This is a genomic window from Acinetobacter sp., assembly GCF_036666595.1.
Lineage (GTDB): Bacteria > Pseudomonadota > Gammaproteobacteria > Pseudomonadales > Moraxellaceae > Acinetobacter.
Genome location: NZ_JAVWVO010000001.1, coordinates 500,877 through 517,282, shown reverse-complemented (window position 1 = coordinate 517,282; position 16,406 = coordinate 500,877). Strand labels below are relative to the sequence as shown.

General features: G+C 41.4%; 11 protein-coding genes, 1 tRNA gene and 1 pseudogene. 7 read left to right on the top strand and 6 right to left on the bottom strand.

Going from position 1 to position 16,406, the window contains the following annotated elements:
- Positions 1 to 3: 3 nt before the first annotated feature.
- Both RR876_RS02450 and RR876_RS02445 read left to right on the top strand, forming a co-directional pair.
- Positions 4 to 79 (top strand) — tRNA-Val (locus RR876_RS02450).
- 85 nt (positions 80 to 164) lie between these two features.
- Positions 165 to 626: a DUF2750 domain-containing protein gene (locus tag RR876_RS02445; protein WP_004694470.1), complete on the top strand. Its 462-nt coding sequence runs from the start codon at positions 165 to 167 to the stop codon at positions 624 to 626.
- A gap of 17 nt (positions 627 to 643) precedes the next feature.
- Here the strand turns inward: RR876_RS02445 and RR876_RS02440 are convergent, their stop codons facing one another.
- The 4 genes from RR876_RS02440 to yccS all read right to left on the bottom strand — a co-directional run bounded on the left by RR876_RS02440 (position 644) and on the right by yccS (position 7,174).
- The gene (locus RR876_RS02440; protein WP_332481876.1) at positions 644 to 1,423 is read right to left on the bottom strand and encodes a YdcF family protein; all 780 of its coding nucleotides are present in this window, start codon (positions 1,421 to 1,423) and stop codon (positions 644 to 646) included.
- A 95-nt stretch (positions 1,424 to 1,518) separates the two neighbouring features.
- Positions 1,519 to 4,182 (bottom strand): sulfite reductase flavoprotein subunit alpha, encoded by a 2,664-nt coding sequence (locus RR876_RS02435; RefSeq protein ID WP_332481875.1) that lies wholly within the window; start codon positions 4,180 to 4,182, stop codon positions 1,519 to 1,521.
- A 171-nt stretch (positions 4,183 to 4,353) separates the two neighbouring features.
- Positions 4,354 to 4,914 carry a hypothetical protein gene (locus RR876_RS02430; RefSeq protein WP_332477436.1) on the bottom strand — a complete coding sequence of 187 codons (561 nt, stop codon included), beginning with the start codon at positions 4,912 to 4,914 and terminating at the stop codon, positions 4,354 to 4,356.
- A gap of 85 nt (positions 4,915 to 4,999) precedes the next feature.
- The gene (yccS, locus tag RR876_RS02425) at positions 5,000 to 7,174 is read right to left on the bottom strand and encodes a YccS family putative transporter (protein ID WP_332477437.1); all 2,175 of its coding nucleotides are present in this window, start codon (positions 7,172 to 7,174) and stop codon (positions 5,000 to 5,002) included.
- 141 nt (positions 7,175 to 7,315) lie between these two features.
- Here yccS and RR876_RS02420 point away from each other — a divergent pair, with 141 nt between their 5' ends.
- Positions 7,316 to 8,515 (top strand): multidrug effflux MFS transporter, encoded by a 1,200-nt coding sequence (locus RR876_RS02420; RefSeq protein WP_332477438.1) that lies wholly within the window; start codon positions 7,316 to 7,318, stop codon positions 8,513 to 8,515.
- A 55-nt stretch (positions 8,516 to 8,570) separates the two neighbouring features.
- Here the strand turns inward: RR876_RS02420 and RR876_RS02415 are convergent.
- Positions 8,571 to 9,138, bottom strand: a pseudogene (locus RR876_RS02415) (nitroreductase family protein); the annotation flags it as partial.
- 496 nt (positions 9,139 to 9,634) lie between these two features.
- Here RR876_RS02415 and RR876_RS02410 point away from each other — a divergent pair.
- The 3 genes from RR876_RS02410 to RR876_RS02400 all read left to right on the top strand — a co-directional run bounded on the left by RR876_RS02410 (position 9,635) and on the right by RR876_RS02400 (position 13,921).
- Positions 9,635 to 10,906 carry a DcaP family trimeric outer membrane transporter gene (locus tag RR876_RS02410; protein ID WP_332477439.1) on the top strand — a complete coding sequence of 424 codons (1,272 nt, stop codon included), beginning with the start codon at positions 9,635 to 9,637 and terminating at the stop codon, positions 10,904 to 10,906.
- A gap of 234 nt (positions 10,907 to 11,140) precedes the next feature.
- Complete coding sequence (gene gltS / locus RR876_RS02405; protein WP_332477440.1) at positions 11,141 to 12,370, top strand: sodium/glutamate symporter; 1,230 nt, start codon at positions 11,141 to 11,143, stop codon at positions 12,368 to 12,370.
- A 75-nt stretch (positions 12,371 to 12,445) separates the two neighbouring features.
- The gene (locus tag RR876_RS02400) at positions 12,446 to 13,921 is read left to right on the top strand and encodes an alanine/glycine:cation symporter family protein (protein ID WP_004981107.1); all 1,476 of its coding nucleotides are present in this window, start codon (positions 12,446 to 12,448) and stop codon (positions 13,919 to 13,921) included.
- Positions 13,922 to 13,975: 54 nt separating this feature from the next.
- On the opposite strand, the gene chrA is transcribed toward RR876_RS02400, so the two are convergent.
- Positions 13,976 to 15,163, bottom strand: a complete 1,188-nt coding sequence (gene chrA, locus RR876_RS02395) for a chromate efflux transporter (RefSeq protein ID WP_332477441.1) — start codon at positions 15,161 to 15,163, stop codon at positions 13,976 to 13,978.
- A 138-nt stretch (positions 15,164 to 15,301) separates the two neighbouring features.
- Here chrA and RR876_RS02390 point away from each other — a divergent pair, with 138 nt between their 5' ends.
- Positions 15,302 to 16,300, top strand: a complete 999-nt coding sequence (locus RR876_RS02390; protein WP_332477442.1) for a patatin-like phospholipase family protein — start codon at positions 15,302 to 15,304, stop codon at positions 16,298 to 16,300.
- Positions 16,301 to 16,406 lie beyond the last annotated feature (106 nt).

Below are 16,406 nucleotides of genomic sequence, written 5' to 3'. Positions count from 1 at the left end.
CAAGGGCGCTTAGCTCAGTTGGTAGAGCGTCTGCCTTACAAGCAGAATGTCGGCGGTTCGATCCCGTCAGCGCCCACCATATTCCCTTATCGTAAAAACCTTGCTTATCTCAAGCTGTTTTCATACACTTCTGTGCAATAATAATTTTAAAATATGACAGATTTATGAGAAACCCATATCAACGCAAAGCTGCGTCTAAAAATCAAAATACTGCTTACGATCCTCTTGAAATCTATCGTCTTTTTATCGAAACTATCGTGCATCAAGGCCATGTTATTGCCTTATATCAAGATGGCTGGGCTTTATGTGCTACGCCGACCGGTCAACGTTCTTTTGCGATGTGGCAGAGTAAAGGTTTAGCACAGCTTTTGGTGAAAGATAATTGGGCGGGCTACGAAATCCAGAGTATTGGTCTCAGCGATTTAGTAGAAAAAGTGATTCCATTCTTGCGTTCAGAAAAAACTACGGTCTCTATGAACTTAAGCCCCGAAGGGCAAAATGTGTTGGTTGCACCAGAAAAATTATTATTAGATATCAAAAACTATTTATATCAATTTTCAATGCAGAAGCCTGAATTATTTAAACAATTACAATTACCATCGCCACGAACAATCCGCCTTCATTAATACATGATGACTTCATTTTAGTATTCATTGAGTAGCCAACCACTCCAATACGCAAAATATTCACGTAACCATGCATTATAGCGAGTGGCAAGAGGTGTCTGAGCGCTGATCATGATGGGCGTTTGATAACCCTGACGTATGGCTATAGCACGGCTACGAGGGATATGAAAATCGCTGGTCACAATAGCAATCGGTTGCTGGAGAGAAATATGCTGTTTGGCTAAAATCTTTTTGCTATTGATCAGATTTAACTCAGTACTGGTGCTTTGATCTTCGGTGTAAATACGCTGTGCTGGGATATGGTGTACATCAATCAGATACTGCCGCATTGCTTCAGCTTCACTATTTTTTTGCTGAAAAGATAGGCCACCACTGACGACCATAATACTGTTGGGATATAGCTTAGCATAGCTTGCCGCTTGATCTAAACGGCTGGCCAATGTTGGACTCGGTTTGCCATGCTTCAGGCCACTCCCAAGAACTAAAATAGCGGGTGCACTGACATGAGGGGTATTTTGTTGATTTGAAAACCCTAAAAAGACGAAGAAAATGACTAAGCTAAAAACCCAAACAAAGAAAATAGCCCAAGTCCAACGCCATATTGATTGTCTGATTGTATTGGTTTGAATATAGGCGATAAGTTTAGGATAGGCCAGTGCATAAATGATTAGACCTAGTCCAATCAATAAGGGCAAGAGGGTGCCAAAATTAAAGCGGAGTTGTAAAACAAAATATAAGCCGTCTGCGAACAGTAATGACCCGATAATAAAACTAATGACTCTTTTTGATTTTTGCATACAGGCTTGTGGGTTATCGTTTACATGGATTCTAGCAAATTTATTCATGAAAAAACCGAGCACTGTGGCTCGGTTTTTTCATTTAGACTTAGTGTTTAGTAAACATCGCGACGGTAACGACCTTCTTGACGGAGTTGATCTAATTTTTCTTCGCCTAAGATTTCAATTAGCGCCGCATCGACATCGCTCGCCATCCCATTAATGCTACCGCAGACATAAATTACGGCACCATTTTCAACCCATGTTTTAAGCTCAGTGGCTTGTTCACGTAGTTTATGGTGTACATAAACTTTCTCTGCTTGATCTCGTGAGAACGCTAAATCTAAGCGTTGTAGCATGCCTGTGGTTTGCCATGCTTGAATCGTACTTTGATAGAAGAAATCATGTTCACGTTGACGCTCACCAAAGATCAACCAGTTTTGAGTGTAGTCTAGGCGTGTACGTGCATGGAGTAGACTCATTAAACCCGCGATGCCTGTGCCATTACCAATACAAATGATAGGACGGTTGTCATTGATCAAGTGGAATGATTCATTGGTACGAATACGTAGTGCGATAGGTTGCTGAAGCTCTGCATGTTGGGTTAACCAACCAGAACCTAAGCCCAGTTCACCTTCTGAATCTTGCTGTTGGCGTACGACCAAACGTAACACTTGTTGAGTCGGTACACTTGCAATCGAGTATTCACGTGTAGGTAAAGGGCTCAATTGTTCCAGTAAATGTTCCAAATTGGCAAAAGGTTCAACTTCTGTGTTGAGGTTCTTATCCCAAAGCGCTTGCTCAATCGAAATGGCTAAAGACTCAACGATGCTCTGTGCTGCAATATGATGCTTGTGCATAAAGGCTTGGATACGTGCTGTGCTGTTACCTGGTTGAACTTCAGCAATATCACCTGCTTGCCATGTTGCATCGAAGTTGGTTTTTAGCTCAATATTATAAGCATGTGCTCCGACACTATTTGGATTGAGCACTTCACGGTGTGCCAAAGTCCATTGATCAAAGGTTTTGTCAATATTCATGGCTTGAAGCTCAAGCTTGGTTGCAGAGGCAAGGGCATTGTTCCAACGTTGAATATCATTGTTATCTGCGTTGTTGACTTCAATGGTTGCAAACAAAGCATGTGCGCCATTGGCTTTTAACCAACTATCAATGCGATGCCCAAAACTACAATAGGAATCAGGATACTCTTGAGAGCCTAAAGCCAACACGGCATAGTGAAGGTGTGACAAATCCAAAGTTGTATTTAAAAATTTCTTTTCAAAACTACTAGCTAAGTCAGGTGCTTCACCGGTGCCATAAGTACTTGCAACAAAAAGCACTTGTTCAGCAGTTTTTAAGTCATCCTGTGTTAAGTGTTGTACAGCTTTAACGCTTACAGGTTGTTTTGCTTCTTGTAAGCTGGTTGCAGTACGCCAAGCGATTTGCTCAGAAACACCTGTTTGTGTTGCATAAGCAATGAGCCATGGTTTCGCATGTGGATCAATTGGAACATTCAACGCTCCACCACGGGCTTGCTGAGTGAGTTTCTTCTGCTTACGACGTTTTAGATACAGCATCCAACCCGTTACAAAGAACAGTGGCATCATCAGTGATGCAAACATGGCAAAGAATTGATAAATGGGGCCAAAGAAGCTACCGCGGTGCACAGGAAGCATACTGCTCATGATTTTTTCATTCAGCTTCTTCTGCTCATACAACTCCATTTTTTCAATTTTTGCAGTTTGATAATTGAAGACTGCTGAATTTCGCGCCCGCTCATGTTGTGGAATTGCATCTACAAATGAAAGCTCAAGTGTACCATCAGGCTTTTTCGGAATATTTAGGGTCAGGGTTGAATAGTCACGACCAACTTGTGCGTTAAATCCTGTCCACGTTTGGGTTAAAGCAATTTGTACTTGTTCTGGAGATAAGCCTTTACGCTCACCATGTTGTTCGCCTTGTCCACGTTCGCCACGTGCAGTGTGCTCACCTTGTGGGCCGCCACGACCTTGCTCACGTGATTCGCCACCACGAGCACCAGCCTGTTCGCCACGTGGGCCTTGAGCTACACCATTTGGACGGGCTCCTTCTTGCATTTGGGCCTGCGGACGTTCAACGCCGAGGACTTTAAACATGCCATCGCGCCACCAATCATAAGACCAGTACAGTCCTGTACAGGCCAAGATCAGATAAAAAATCACCACCCAAGTACCAACAACAGCATGTAAATCCCAAATGAAGTTGCGTCCTTTCAATTTAGGTTTAATAAAAAACCATTGTTTGATGGAATGACGCTTTGGCCAGCGTAAGTAAAGACCACTCAACACAAAGAAAATAAGCATGAGGGTACAAGCGCCGGTAATTTGTTTACCGACAGGACCGACAGTTAAATTACGGTGCAGCTGTTGAATAAAGTTAAAAAACTCACGGCCTTTAATTTCTGGTAAGACTTCAGCAGTATACGGGTTCACCATCATGTTATAACCACGACGTGCACCTTCTTTCTCGATATTAACTGTACTTGAAGTGGTTGGCTCTTGAGCAATCGTAATACTATTGATTTTGATGGCAGGATCTTGTTTTTGGAAATGTAGATACAGCTCAGCAGGGGTTAATTTATTGTTTTGTGTTGCTTGAACGGTATAGCTGTCTGGGTTCATCCATTTTAAGATTTGTTGTTCATAAGAATAGATGGCCCCTGTGACGCCCATAAGCGACAGGATAAGACCCGCAGTGATTCCCAAAAACCAATGCAATTGGAAAAATGTTTTTTTAAACATGGCGATACTTAATGGTGAGCGATTTGTTGTGCGGAAATTATACCTGAAGATTGAGAAGATAATATGGATTTAGAAATTAATATTTATTCTCATTATCATTTGTATTTGAGGGTTGAAGATGTAAAAAACCTCCAAAAGTTGGAGGTTTTTTACATAGGAGAAAGGCAGGACTTAAAGTGGCTGCGCTTCACCGACTGTTTCTTTTAAATGCTTACGAATCGTATTAAACGAGAAGTTTTTGCTATCCATACGTTTTGGCAGAATGTATGCACCTTCTTCGCCTTTTACTTTGAATTTAATCAACAAAAACTCAGGTGTGTTATACCATTCGTAGATGTCTTTCCAACCGATTGCACCGACACCTTCTTGCATGCCCATTTTCTGGCGCATAATCAGGCCGTGAGGTTGTACGCCTAAACGAATGCCTTTAATTTCCTGTACTGGAAATTCATTCATTTTGCGTTTCACATACCATTCTAAGCCGAACTTACGGACTAAAAGATAAGTTAGGACACAGGCGAGAGCAACCCAACAAAAAATGGTTGAATAATTTTTTAACAAAACTAAGCCAAGAATCGAAAGGGCTGTAACCACAGCCATGATGATCCAAGCTTTCATGCTAATTTTGTTTGTGCTACGCCAAATTTTTAATTGAGCATCGCGTTGTTCAGCCTCGGTGATTTCATAGGTCACAGGCTGTAAAGTATAAGCGTATAAATTTTTCGCGGTCATAGTGAAAGTAACAGATCTAAAACTGCAAAAAGTTTAGCATTATTTAGAGCATTTCAGTGAGTATATTGTTCCAAAATCATCCATATTATAATGAAGCCAATTCTGTGGCCTCATGATCCCGTTCGTGGCTTAAACTTTGCTTCAACCGACTGAACTGATTCAAGATGCTAAACATCAATGAAAGCTGCTGCAAAATAATCAGTGCCTTTTGATCTTCCTCATTATTTTGGCTTAAACGCTGACGTATGGTCTGTAGCATATTTTGCGCCGTTAAATCAGGCATTTCATCACGCAGTAGCGCACCTTGGATATTGTCAAAAGCGCGATCCATCAATTCTAAAATTTCTGGATCGTCAATTTTTTCACGATGAGCCCCCAAAGCAGCAATATAGCTAATAAAGGTATGATTGAGACACAAGAATTCAAACGCCAAACTTTTTTGCGTTGGGTCAAAGTCGGGCTCGGTGGCTAAAGTTGAAATGAGTGAAGCAACTTCGGCATCGGTATTGTGCGCCGCACGACGTACCACGCGATAATTCAGGCCGTTGTTGCGTCCAGACTTGTATTGTTCAATCACCTCAGCCAAATAATCACATTGAGCGGAAAGCGAACGGTAAATTGTGCGGGGTAAGCGACGAAACTTCCAGTCTGGGAAAATGAAACTCACGCCTAACCATGCCAGTCCACAGCCAATTAGGGTATCCATCATACGCGGAAGAGCAGCTTCGTATCCCATCCCATCTAAGTTGAAATTAATCAGCGCCAAGATGGTGATAAAAGCGGTGGCTTGTGCATATTGCTTACTGCGGAGCTCAAAGAACAGCACACCACTGATGACCAATACTAGAAGTTGTCCTTCAATCGAAGGTACAAAGTACAACACGGCATACCCTAAAATGATCCCGACCAACGTCCCTACGATACGTAAACGTAAACGACGTTTGGTTGCGTTGAAATTGGGCTGACTGACAAAGAGTGCTGTAAGTAGAATCCAGTACCCATATTCAATGTTGGTGACTTGAACAAAGATATACCCGACTAATAGCACGATAGATAAACGAATCGCATGTCGAAATAACACCGATTCTGGGGTGAGATGTTGTTTAATCCGAATCTTAATGTCATCCCAGCCTTTCAGGTCATCATCTTTGAGCTGGCTTTCGATATGCTTAGCTTTCTCAAGTTTAATATTGCGTTCAGTTTCTAAGTTACGTAGCTGTGCATCAATAGACTTTAAGTTTTGATACAACGAAAACAGAGCATTGACCCAAATTTGGTCGTATTGTTGTTCGTCTCTGAGCTTTTCTAATGATAAACGGAGGTTTTCAAAAGCATGTTTAAAGCGTTTATTATGGGTGTAGCTTTGACGGTTTAAAATGCTGCTGCTTAAGTCCTTACAGGCTTTGGCTTGTATAGATAGAATTCGTTGAAAGCGGAATAAGATATCGCTGTGTTGAAAAATTTTCGCCAGTTTTTGATAGTCAATATGTGCTGAATCTGCACGCTCGTGAATATCTTGCGCCACAAAATAATATTGCAGACTGCGGCGTGTATCCCGTTGTCCACGGTCACCTTTTAAACGGGTGAGTAAGGCGGTTTTCATGTCGTTGAAAATTGAAATTAATTTGCCATTTTCCAACGACAGTTCAATCATGCTCTGTTGATAGCTGTTGGCTGTCATATCGACATCAAACAGGTTGGATTTGGCAAACAGAAAATCGGCGAGTGAGGAATAACACTTCGATAGATTGTCTTGAACCTGACGAACGGGAAAGAGCAGAAAGCTAATGGTTGAAATAAAGCTATACCAAATTGCCCCAATCACCAGCAGAGACGGTTGTGTATACCAGTTGTCAAAAAGTCCGACGCCGAGCATGGAGTAAACGGAAACCACTAAACAGCCATAAGATATGGTGGCATAACGACGCCCCAATGAGCCCAGTAAAATCAGGCCAATACACGAAACTATCAGTCCCAGTGCAAATAAAATTGGGTGCGGGAATAAAAAGTAAATCGACGTTGCAGTAATGAAAAAGCCAATATAGGTAAAAATTAAATTCATGATCCGCACGGAAAAGCGGTCATCAATATCACTTAAACCCGCAGCAACTGCGCCGAGTGTCAGCGGAATAGTTGCCAGTTGAAAACCCATAAAATATGGAACAAAAGCAGTCCCTGCAAAAGTAATGACCATGCGGAGGTTATACATGAAGGTTGTATTATAAGTAGCCTGTTTTAGACTGGTCAGCCATGCTTTCAAAGGGCACCTTTGTTTGTCGCCTAGGGTTGGACAATTTTCAAATATGAGAATATGTGAAATTTCACCTGCTCTGGTATAAATCATACTATGGAGCGTGTAAACTTGTCTGCAAACTCTCCTTCCAAAACATAAATTAATCCTATGCCGACTACACAGGAAAAAGCGGTCTATTCCAACGCTTGGATTCTCTTACTTGCTTCACTGACTGCACTCGGTCCACTATCGATTGATATGTATTTGCCTGCTTTGCCACAAATGGCGAATGATTTTGGGGTAAGCACACAAATGGTGGCCAATAGCTTACCTGCGTACTTCTTGGGCTTGGCTATTGGACAACTGATTTATGGACCTGTAAGTGATCGAATTGGGCGGAAAAAACCGCTGTATTTTGGACTGAGTCTCTACATTATTGCCAGTTTACTGTGTGTGTTTGCAAACAGTGAGTGGAGTCTCATTGCCGCTCGGGTTTTGCAAGCCTTAGGCGGTTGTGTGGGCGTGGTGATTGCCCGTGCTGCGATTCGTGACCGTTTAGATATGCAAGCCTCAGCCCAAGCATTTGCCAGTATGATGATCGTGACCACCATCGCGCCGATTATTGCACCGAGTTTAGGCGCGTTGGTACTGAGTTTCAGTAGTTGGCATAGTATTTTTGCCTTTTTGATGGTCGTAGGCTTGGGAAGCCTGTGCTGCGTACATTTTTTCTTTGAAGAAACTTTAGATCCGAAGCGTCGTTTAAAGCTTAACTTTAATCAAGTTTTAAACCTCTACGGGGCGATTCTGCAAGATTCGAGCTTTAGACGCCCGATGTTTGTTGGATGCTTTGCTGGGGCTGTACTCTTTTGTTATATCAGTGCTTCTGCTGCCATTCTGATGGATGGTTACGGCTTAAGTCAGCAAGTTTTTGCCTATGCCTTTGGTGCCAATGCAGTTGGGATTATGCTGTTCTCAACCTTAAATAAGCGCTTGGCACAAAAGTTAAGTGTTTTTCAGCGCTTAAAATTAGGCAGTTTTTTGCAGTTGGCTGGTGTGGGGCTGCTGTTGGTAGCGGGTAGCATGACGCATGCGCCCTTATATATTGTATGTGCAGGGATGTTTCTCGCTGTTGCAGCAATCGGTTTTACAGGGCCAAATGCTATGGCGATTGCAATGTCTGAGCAGGGTGCACGTGCAGGAACAGCCAGTGCGATTATGGGCAGCATGCAATTTGGTTGTGGTCTACTTTGCGGCGTGATTCTTAATTTTCTACTCTGGTCGCCACTTTTGAATATGTCAATAGTCATGGCCATTTTTGTAGCTTTGGCTTTGTATTATGTGTTTAAGCTTGAGCAAGAAAAGGTTTAAAAAAAATTAAGTAATTCCAATGTATGAAAAAAGAGGCTGATTCTAGTCTCTTTTTTTATTTGAATGTATGCTTTAAATCGTAGTCATTGTTTAAGAATACTGCAAAATCTTCAACTGGCACGCGTGGTGTTATAAAGCGATTGACGATCTGCTCAGGATCCATATAACCCAATGCTATGCCACAGATCAATTCTTCTTTCTGTGCAGCACCAACTATATTCAGCACGATTGTTTGAAAATGATTCCATGCGGCTTGTGGCAAGTGCCTGAACCTCGTGCTTTGGCTACAATCATGACATTTTGCATCATCATGGCAATATCCATTTTCGCACCGATGCTCATGGCTTGATTGACTGTGAAAAATAGTTCGTCAGGTGCATCAAAAAAATTGCTCATTCCAAAGTTGCTGCTGTACCATTTTCGCTTTTTCACCTTTTTGAATATTAAGTCCGCCATACAACCTCAACCATTTTCACTGCGGCGCTCAATAAAAGCTGAAATCTATTTTTCAGGATGATGTGTAAAATTTACTTGTTATTCGATGTTTTTTCAGGATGTTCAGACAGTCTAAAAAGAGCATGATAGACCCGCTCAAGTAATTCGTTGGGCTTTTTCCCTGCGATCACACGTACTTTTTATGTAGTTGTGTATTGGTGCCTTAAGGCATTCAATGCACCATGCTCAATAATCGTCTGAATAGTTACACTTTTTTGGTGCAAAGGTGTGATTTTGACCCATCACTGAGCATAGGTGGTTATCGATTAGACTAAGACTTTAGTTATAAGAAAAAAGTATAGATCTCAAATAAAACTCAGTCTATATTTAAGAAAATATGAAGAATTGTTACTTAATTATTGCAAAAGTCTGGCTAAATTGTAATTTGATGCTTCAAAGCCAATCGCGAATAACATCAATTATCGTTCAAAATTGCTGGTATTAGACTTTAGTGGCAAGAGTAATAAAAGGTCATATCTTAAAACATCGAAATGTGCGATTTTTCATCTTTATAAGATTGTTCTATACATAAAGTGACCGAAATGGAATGGTTTTTGTATAGTAAATTTTACTGAAATGGAATTTTTGATTCACCACTAACAATGTAATAAAGGAAGTTTGTGTATGCGTTTAGCCCTCAATAAAAAGCCATTTATCGCTCAAAGCCTAGCACTTAGCGTGGCTGCTCTGATGATGACAACAACTCATGCTGCAACCAAAGAACAACAAGAACTCTCGCAATTACGCGCTGAAGTTGCAGAGCTAAAAGCATTGATGCAACAACAGCAACAAGTTCAACAACAGCAAGCAGTTCAGATTCAACAAGTGAAAGCACAGCCCGCTCCTGTAAAAGCTGAATCTCCACTGTCTTCGTTCAAATCTAAGTCTGGCGCAGACATTAACCTATATGGTTATGTACGTGGCGATGCAAACTACATTATTGAAGGTGCGGATGATGACTTCAACAAAGTTGCAAGTTCAGATGGTAAAACTAAAGACAAACTTCGTGCAACAGCAAAAACTACGCGTTTAGGTTTAGATTTCAATACCAATGTTGGTGGCGATAACAAACTTGGCGGTAAAGTAGAAGTGGACTTCGCTGGAACAAATGAAGCACTGCGTATTCGTCATGCATATTTGACTTATAACAACTGGTTGTTTGGTCAAACTACATCTAACTTCTTGTCTAACCATGCGCCAGAAATGATTGATTTCGGCACGAACGTGGGTGGTGGTACAGCACGTATTCCACAAGTACGTTATGGCTTTAATTTAGCACCTGCAACGAAATTATTTATTGCTGCGGAAGAAGGAAATAGCAATAGTGGTAGTTCAGATGCGGCAATTAAATATAGTGTACCTAACTTAACTGCGAAGTTGACGCAAGGTTTTGCTGATGGTAAAGGTTCTGTATCTGCACGTGCTTTGGTCGAAAACTACAAGTCTGCTAACGATTCTGATACTGGTTGGGGTGTGGCAGCAGGTGTAAATTATCAAGTAATGGATCCGCTAAAACTAAGTGCTGATGTGTCTTATGTTGACGGGAACAGTAACTACTTGTATGGCAGTAACTCTGCATACGTGGTTAATGCTGCAAATGACAAGATTGCACAAAATGAAGCATTCGGTGTACAAGTGGGTGGTACGTATAAATTCAACGAAAAATTACGTTCGACTTTAGCGTATGGCGCACTCTTTGCTGATGATGGTACTGATTACGCGCGTTTAAACACAGCTGCAAACGAAGAAGTTTACCAAGCATGGATTAACTTCATCTATTCACCAGTTAAGCCTTTGGACTTAGGTGTTGAATATATCAATGGTAAACGTGATACATTTGCTGGTGATAGTTACAAAGACAACCGTGTTGGCTTAATGGCGAAATACAGCTTTTAATTAATAAACTGTTTATAAAAACTTAAGATGCATGCATAATTCGCTTATGTATGCATTTTTTTGCTTGAACAAGAGTTAAATGTATTTGTTACAGGCTTAGATCTTACTCCAATCATATTTATCCAACAAAACCACTGTAAGAGACGATAAGTTTTTTGCGGTGTTGTGACATTTGATAAAGCTGAGTTATCTAATTTACAAATACGAGAGTGATTTATCACTTAAGGGTTTTTTATGGATTTAATATTAAATCCAACATATACGCTTATGTTAGCGGTGTTGGTGCTCTATGTGGGACGTATTTTAAATAAGTACATCCCATTTCTAACCAAATACAACATTCCAGAACCAGTTGCAGGTGGTTTAGTTGGAGCGGTTTTATTTTATCTAATTCATCAGTTTTTAGGTTATACCATTTCTGTAAATAAACCAATGCAAGATACATTTATGTTAATGTTTTTTGCGTCTATTGGTTTAAGTGCAAACTTTGCCAAACTGAAAGAAGGCGGTAAGCCATTATTTATTTTTCTAATCGCTATTTCGGTTTTCGTTTTGATTCAAAACGGTGTCGGTATGGCTGTAGCTTCAGCATTGGGCTTAGATCCTTTGATGGGCGTGATTGCAGGTTCAATTGCTTTGGTTGGCGGTTTGGGTACTGCTGGCGCTTGGGGACCAATCTTTGAGACCAAGTATGCTGTTGAAGGTGCACTACCAATGGGTATCGCGAGTGCGACATTCGGTATGGTTGTCGGCGGCTTAATGGGCGGCCCATTAGCACGTTACTTAATTCGTAAGCACAGCTTAGCATCACCATTAAATGCTGATGTACGCCAAGAAAATAAAGATGCTCCATTGACTGAAGGCGAATATGCTTTTGAAGCGCCTCAGAAAGTACGTCTAATCACTGCAGATAATGCGATTGTGACGCTGGGTATGTTTGCATTTGCTTTAGCATTTGCAGAGGTGTTGAAAAACCTTACGGTCGGTACGGCATTTGAATTGCCAACATTCGTTTGGGCATTAATGGGCGGTATTATTTTACGTAATGTCGTTGAGTCGGGTTTCAAACGAGAAATTTTTGACCGATCAATTGATGTCTTTGGTAATACTGCTCTAGCTTTATATTTAGCGATGGCACTGGTTTCACTGAAATTATGGCAGTTAGCAGACCTTGCAATTCCAATGATTGTATTGTTGGTTGCGCAATCGATTGCAATGTGGGTGTTTGCAGTATATGTATCATTCCGTGTAATGGGTAAAAACTATGACTCTGCGGTACTTGCTTCAGGTCTATGTGGCTTCGGTATGGGAGCAACGCCAAATGCAATTGCAAACATGCAAGCCATTACCAACATGTATGGCCCTTCACACAAAGCATTTTTGATTGTTCCTCTTGTAGGCGCATTCTTTATTGATTTGGTGAACGTTGTTGTGATCCAAACGATTTTGCAATTTTTTGGTTAATTTTTATTAACCTTTGGCCCTAGGAAACTAGGGCTTTTTTGCTTTTAAGCCTCTCACAATAATTAGGATATCGAGATGAATGATCAATTAAATGAAACATTACTCGGGTGGGTGAATACACTGAATGGACCTCTGTGGGACTTTTTGGTGATTTTCCTTGTTGCTGTCGGTGTGTTTTATACCCTGATTACAGGTGCAGTACAGGTTCGCTTATTTTTGCACAGCATCAAGGTCATGAAATCAAGCCGTAAGGAATGCGATGATGATCATGGCATTACACCTTTTCAGGCTTTTGTCACTGGGCTTGCAAGTCGTGTAGGTGTGGGTAATGTCGCGGGCGTTGCGATCGCAATTGCGATTGGTGGACCAGGTGCAGTATTTTGGATGTGGGTCACTGCATTTTTAGGCATGAGTTCGGCTTTTGTTGAATCATCTCTCGCGCAGTTATTTAAGGTGCGCGACCAAGAAAATAAACAGTTCCGTGGTGGACCTGCGTACTATATTACCCAAGGCCTGAAACAAAAATGGTTGGGTGTAGTCTTTGCCGTTGCGCTTATTTCAACCTATGGTTTTGTGTTTAACGCAGTACAGGCCAATGCGATTACTGGTGCGACAGCACATGCATGGGGATGGGATAAAGCCAATCTAGCATTTGAACTCGGTGGCATTCATATTGTGGTGTCTTGGGTTGGACTAGGTCTAGTCTTGCTGACCGCGATGATTATTTTTGGTGGGATCAAACGTATTGCCAAAGTGGCAGAAAGTTTTGTGCCATTGATGGCTTTGTTGTATTTGGCAGTTGCTTTATATATTGCCGTAATTAATTACGCTATTTTACCTGATATCTTCCAGCTCATTTTCTCGAAAGCTTTTGAGTTTGAAGCTGCTGCTGGCGGTTTCTTCGGTGCGATGGTTTCTATGGCAATGATGATGGGGATTAAACGTGGTTTATTCTCTAATGAAGCAGGTATGGGTTCAGCACCGAATGCGGCAGCTGCATCGGATGTAAAGCACCCTGTAAACCAAGGTTTGGTACAAATGCTCGGTGTATTTGTGGATACCTTTGTGGTGTGTTCATGTACAGCGATTATTATTTTGGCCTCAGGACTTTATCATGATGCGGGCTTTGAAGGCGTAGCGCTCACCCAAATGGCTTTAGAGAGTCAAATTGGTTCTTGGGGTGATGACTTCCTTGCAACGATTTTATTCATGTTTGCCTTTTCATCAGTCATTGGTAACTATGCCTATGCAGAAGGGAATGTGCAATTTATCAATAACAATGCCAAGGTGATGTTTGTCTTCCGTATCTTTGTTTTGATTATGGTGTATCTCGGTTCAGTGATGAGCGTGCCTCTCATTTGGAATACTGCGGATTTGTTCATGGGCATCATGGCCACCATTAACTTGTTTGCTATTTTGCTGTTAACACCATTTTTATTGATGCTGTTAAAAGACTATTTAGCACAGCTGAAACAGGGTGTGAAAGAGCCTGTGTTTAAATTGGATAACCATCCTAAATTTAAAGACAAAGTGAAATCAGACATTTGGTAATCTTTTAGCACATTAAAAAAGCCTCTACATTGATAGGGGCTTTTTTATGGCTATTTAACCGCTAAAGTAAAAGAACAGCTGATAGAGTGCAAAACTTAAAATCAGGCTTAGCCAAATCGGGAGTTTGGTTCGAAGCATTAAAATAACAGCGATTACAAAAACTAAGTCAGTCCAATGCTTGAAATAACTTTGTCCCATTTGTATCACTAAACACAGCAGTAAACTTACCACTGCCGCATTGATCCCAATCACGGCTTTCCGGATCGCAGCTTGCTGCATAAGCCAAGACCAATAGGGCAAGGTGGCAAATATTAAAAAGAATGAGGGTAGAAAGATTGCTAAAGTGGCTAGAATCGCATTCAGCCAAACAAATGGCGTTAAAGGTAATAAAGCACCTAAGTAACTGGCGAAACTAAATAAGGGGCCGGGCATGAGTTGAGCCAGCGCATAACCTAAGTCAAATTGTTCGGCAGATAAAATATGGCTGACGACGAAGTCTTGATGTAAAAGTGGCAAAATAATATGCCCGCCACCAAAAACCAAAGATGCTGCTTGGTAAAAACTAAACAGGCTCTGTGAGAAGAGTGAAGAAGATGAATGCCACACCATAAAAACTACAAAAGGCAAAACAAAGGCAATCAGCCAAAAATAAGCCTGCTTTGCTTGGACTTTTGCCTTTAAGCTGCTGTCCTGAAGCTTTGATGTCGAATCTGATGCGAAATAAATACCGACCAGAGCAGCAACTAAGATGACAATGGCTTGGCTGAATGACCATGGGGCAAAGTAAAGAAACAAGGTGCTAAGTAACATCAGCACATATTGCCAAATAGTTTGGCAGAAACTTGTCAACATTTGCCAACAGGCCCAAATCACCACAGCAAAAACGATCAACTGAATGCTATGTAATGTCGTTGCACTGAGTTGATTGAAGTACTGTTGACCCAGTACCGCAAGACCTGCCATGAGAAGCATAGACGGTAAGGTAAATCCGAGCCACGCCACACACGCACCGCGGTAGCCTTGGAGTTGATAACCAATGGCAATACCCACTTGGCTGCTGGTCGGCCCTGGGAGCAATTGTGCGAGAGCAACCAGTTGGGTGTATTCAGCATCACTCAACCACCCAAGTTGCTGTACAAAATGTCGGTGAAAAAACACCAAATGAGCAGCAGGGCCACCAAAAGACAAGCAGCCCAATTTTAAAAAGTGCAGAAAGATGCAAGTGAGATGCTGAGTGCGCATGTTGAATTATGCTGACAAATTGAAACAGATTATAATAGGCGAATATGACGCTTTTACGAAAAACAACAGTACTTAGAGTGCCGATTTTCATACACTATACTGCTGGAAAATTTCGCGCTATCTCAACTTCGGTGAATCATGTTGAACATTAAACTTAGCCTTATGTCGTTTACATTGCTCGCTTTAGCAGGCTGTCAAAGCATGCCCAAAGTTGCTCAAGAAACGCCGAGTCAGGCTTTTTCAGCCGAAACTGAGTCAGGGGAAGCCCAAGAGAGACTAAACCAGATCAATTTTAAACAGCTCAAAAAAGAACAGAACCGTCCAATTATTGCCTTGGTGTTGGGGAGTGGTGGTGCACGTGGTTATGCACATATTGGCGCAATTCAAGTTTTAGAGCAGTCGGGGATTCGTCCTGACTTTATCGTAGGAACCAGTGCCGGTAGTATCGTCGGCTCACTGTATGCCAGCGGAAAAAATGCCAATCAAATTCGTGATATTGCGCTGAATATGAAAGCAAATGACGTGCGCGATATTCGTTTGGACATGAAAGGTTTCTTTGATGGTCAAAAAGTTGAAGATTATGTTAATGAGCAAGTAAGCGATGTTCCACTTCAGCGCTTACCTATCCCGATGTATGTGGTGGCGACGCAGTTAAAAGAAGGCAAAAAAGTTGTCTTTAACTATGGCAATACTGGTCAAGCGGTTCGAGCATCGGTATCGATCCCGAGTATGTTCATTCCAACTAAGATTGGTGCTGATGAATATGTGGATGGCGGTTTAGTCAGCCCAGTACCTGTTGATGTAGCACGCAAGTTAGGAGCAGATATTATTATTGCGGTCGATATTTTGGCGCAGCCGATGTATACCGAAACCTCAAATGTCTGGGGGCTGTTTAACCAAAATATCAATATTATGCAAAAAAACCTTGCACAAATTGAGCTAAAAAATGCAGATATTGTGATTCAGCCAGACTTGCGCGAGAAAGTCCATATTTTTGATGTCAGCGGACGTGAGTTGACCATGCAAGCTGGGGCCGATGCAACCGTTGCGCAGTTAGGACAGATTCAAAAAGTTTTTACGCAGAAAAATTATAAGCAGAAATTGAATATTCCAAGTATTCAAGCACGAACGCATTGATCTGGCGCGATGTAGAAATAAAAGCCTGAATGGGCTTTTATACATCTCTATAACTTTAAATACAGTGAATCAGACTAAAAGCCATTTATGTGCTGCGAAAATATCA

Coding starts and splice junctions, on each gene's coding strand:
- RR876_RS02430 (WP_332477436.1), bottom strand. CDS start 4,914: ATGACCGCGAAAAATTTATACGCTTATACTTTACAGCCTGTGACCTAT.
- RR876_RS02420 (WP_332477438.1), top strand. CDS start 7,316: ATGCCGACTACACAGGAAAAAGCGGTCTATTCCAACGCTTGGATTCTC.
- RR876_RS02410 (WP_332477439.1), top strand. CDS start 9,635: ATGCGTTTAGCCCTCAATAAAAAGCCATTTATCGCTCAAAGCCTAGCA.
- RR876_RS02445 (WP_004694470.1), top strand. CDS start 165: ATGAGAAACCCATATCAACGCAAAGCTGCGTCTAAAAATCAAAATACT.
- gltS (WP_332477440.1), top strand. CDS start 11,141: ATGGATTTAATATTAAATCCAACATATACGCTTATGTTAGCGGTGTTG.
- RR876_RS02440 (WP_332481876.1), bottom strand. CDS start 1,423: ATGCAAAAATCAAAAAGAGTCATTAGTTTTATTATCGGGTCATTACTG.
- RR876_RS02390 (WP_332477442.1), top strand. CDS start 15,302: ATGTTGAACATTAAACTTAGCCTTATGTCGTTTACATTGCTCGCTTTA.
- chrA (WP_332477441.1), bottom strand. CDS start 15,163: ATGCGCACTCAGCATCTCACTTGCATCTTTCTGCACTTTTTAAAATTG.
- RR876_RS02400 (WP_004981107.1), top strand. CDS start 12,446: ATGAATGATCAATTAAATGAAACATTACTCGGGTGGGTGAATACACTG.
- RR876_RS02435 (WP_332481875.1), bottom strand. CDS start 4,182: ATGTTTAAAAAAACATTTTTCCAATTGCATTGGTTTTTGGGAATCACT.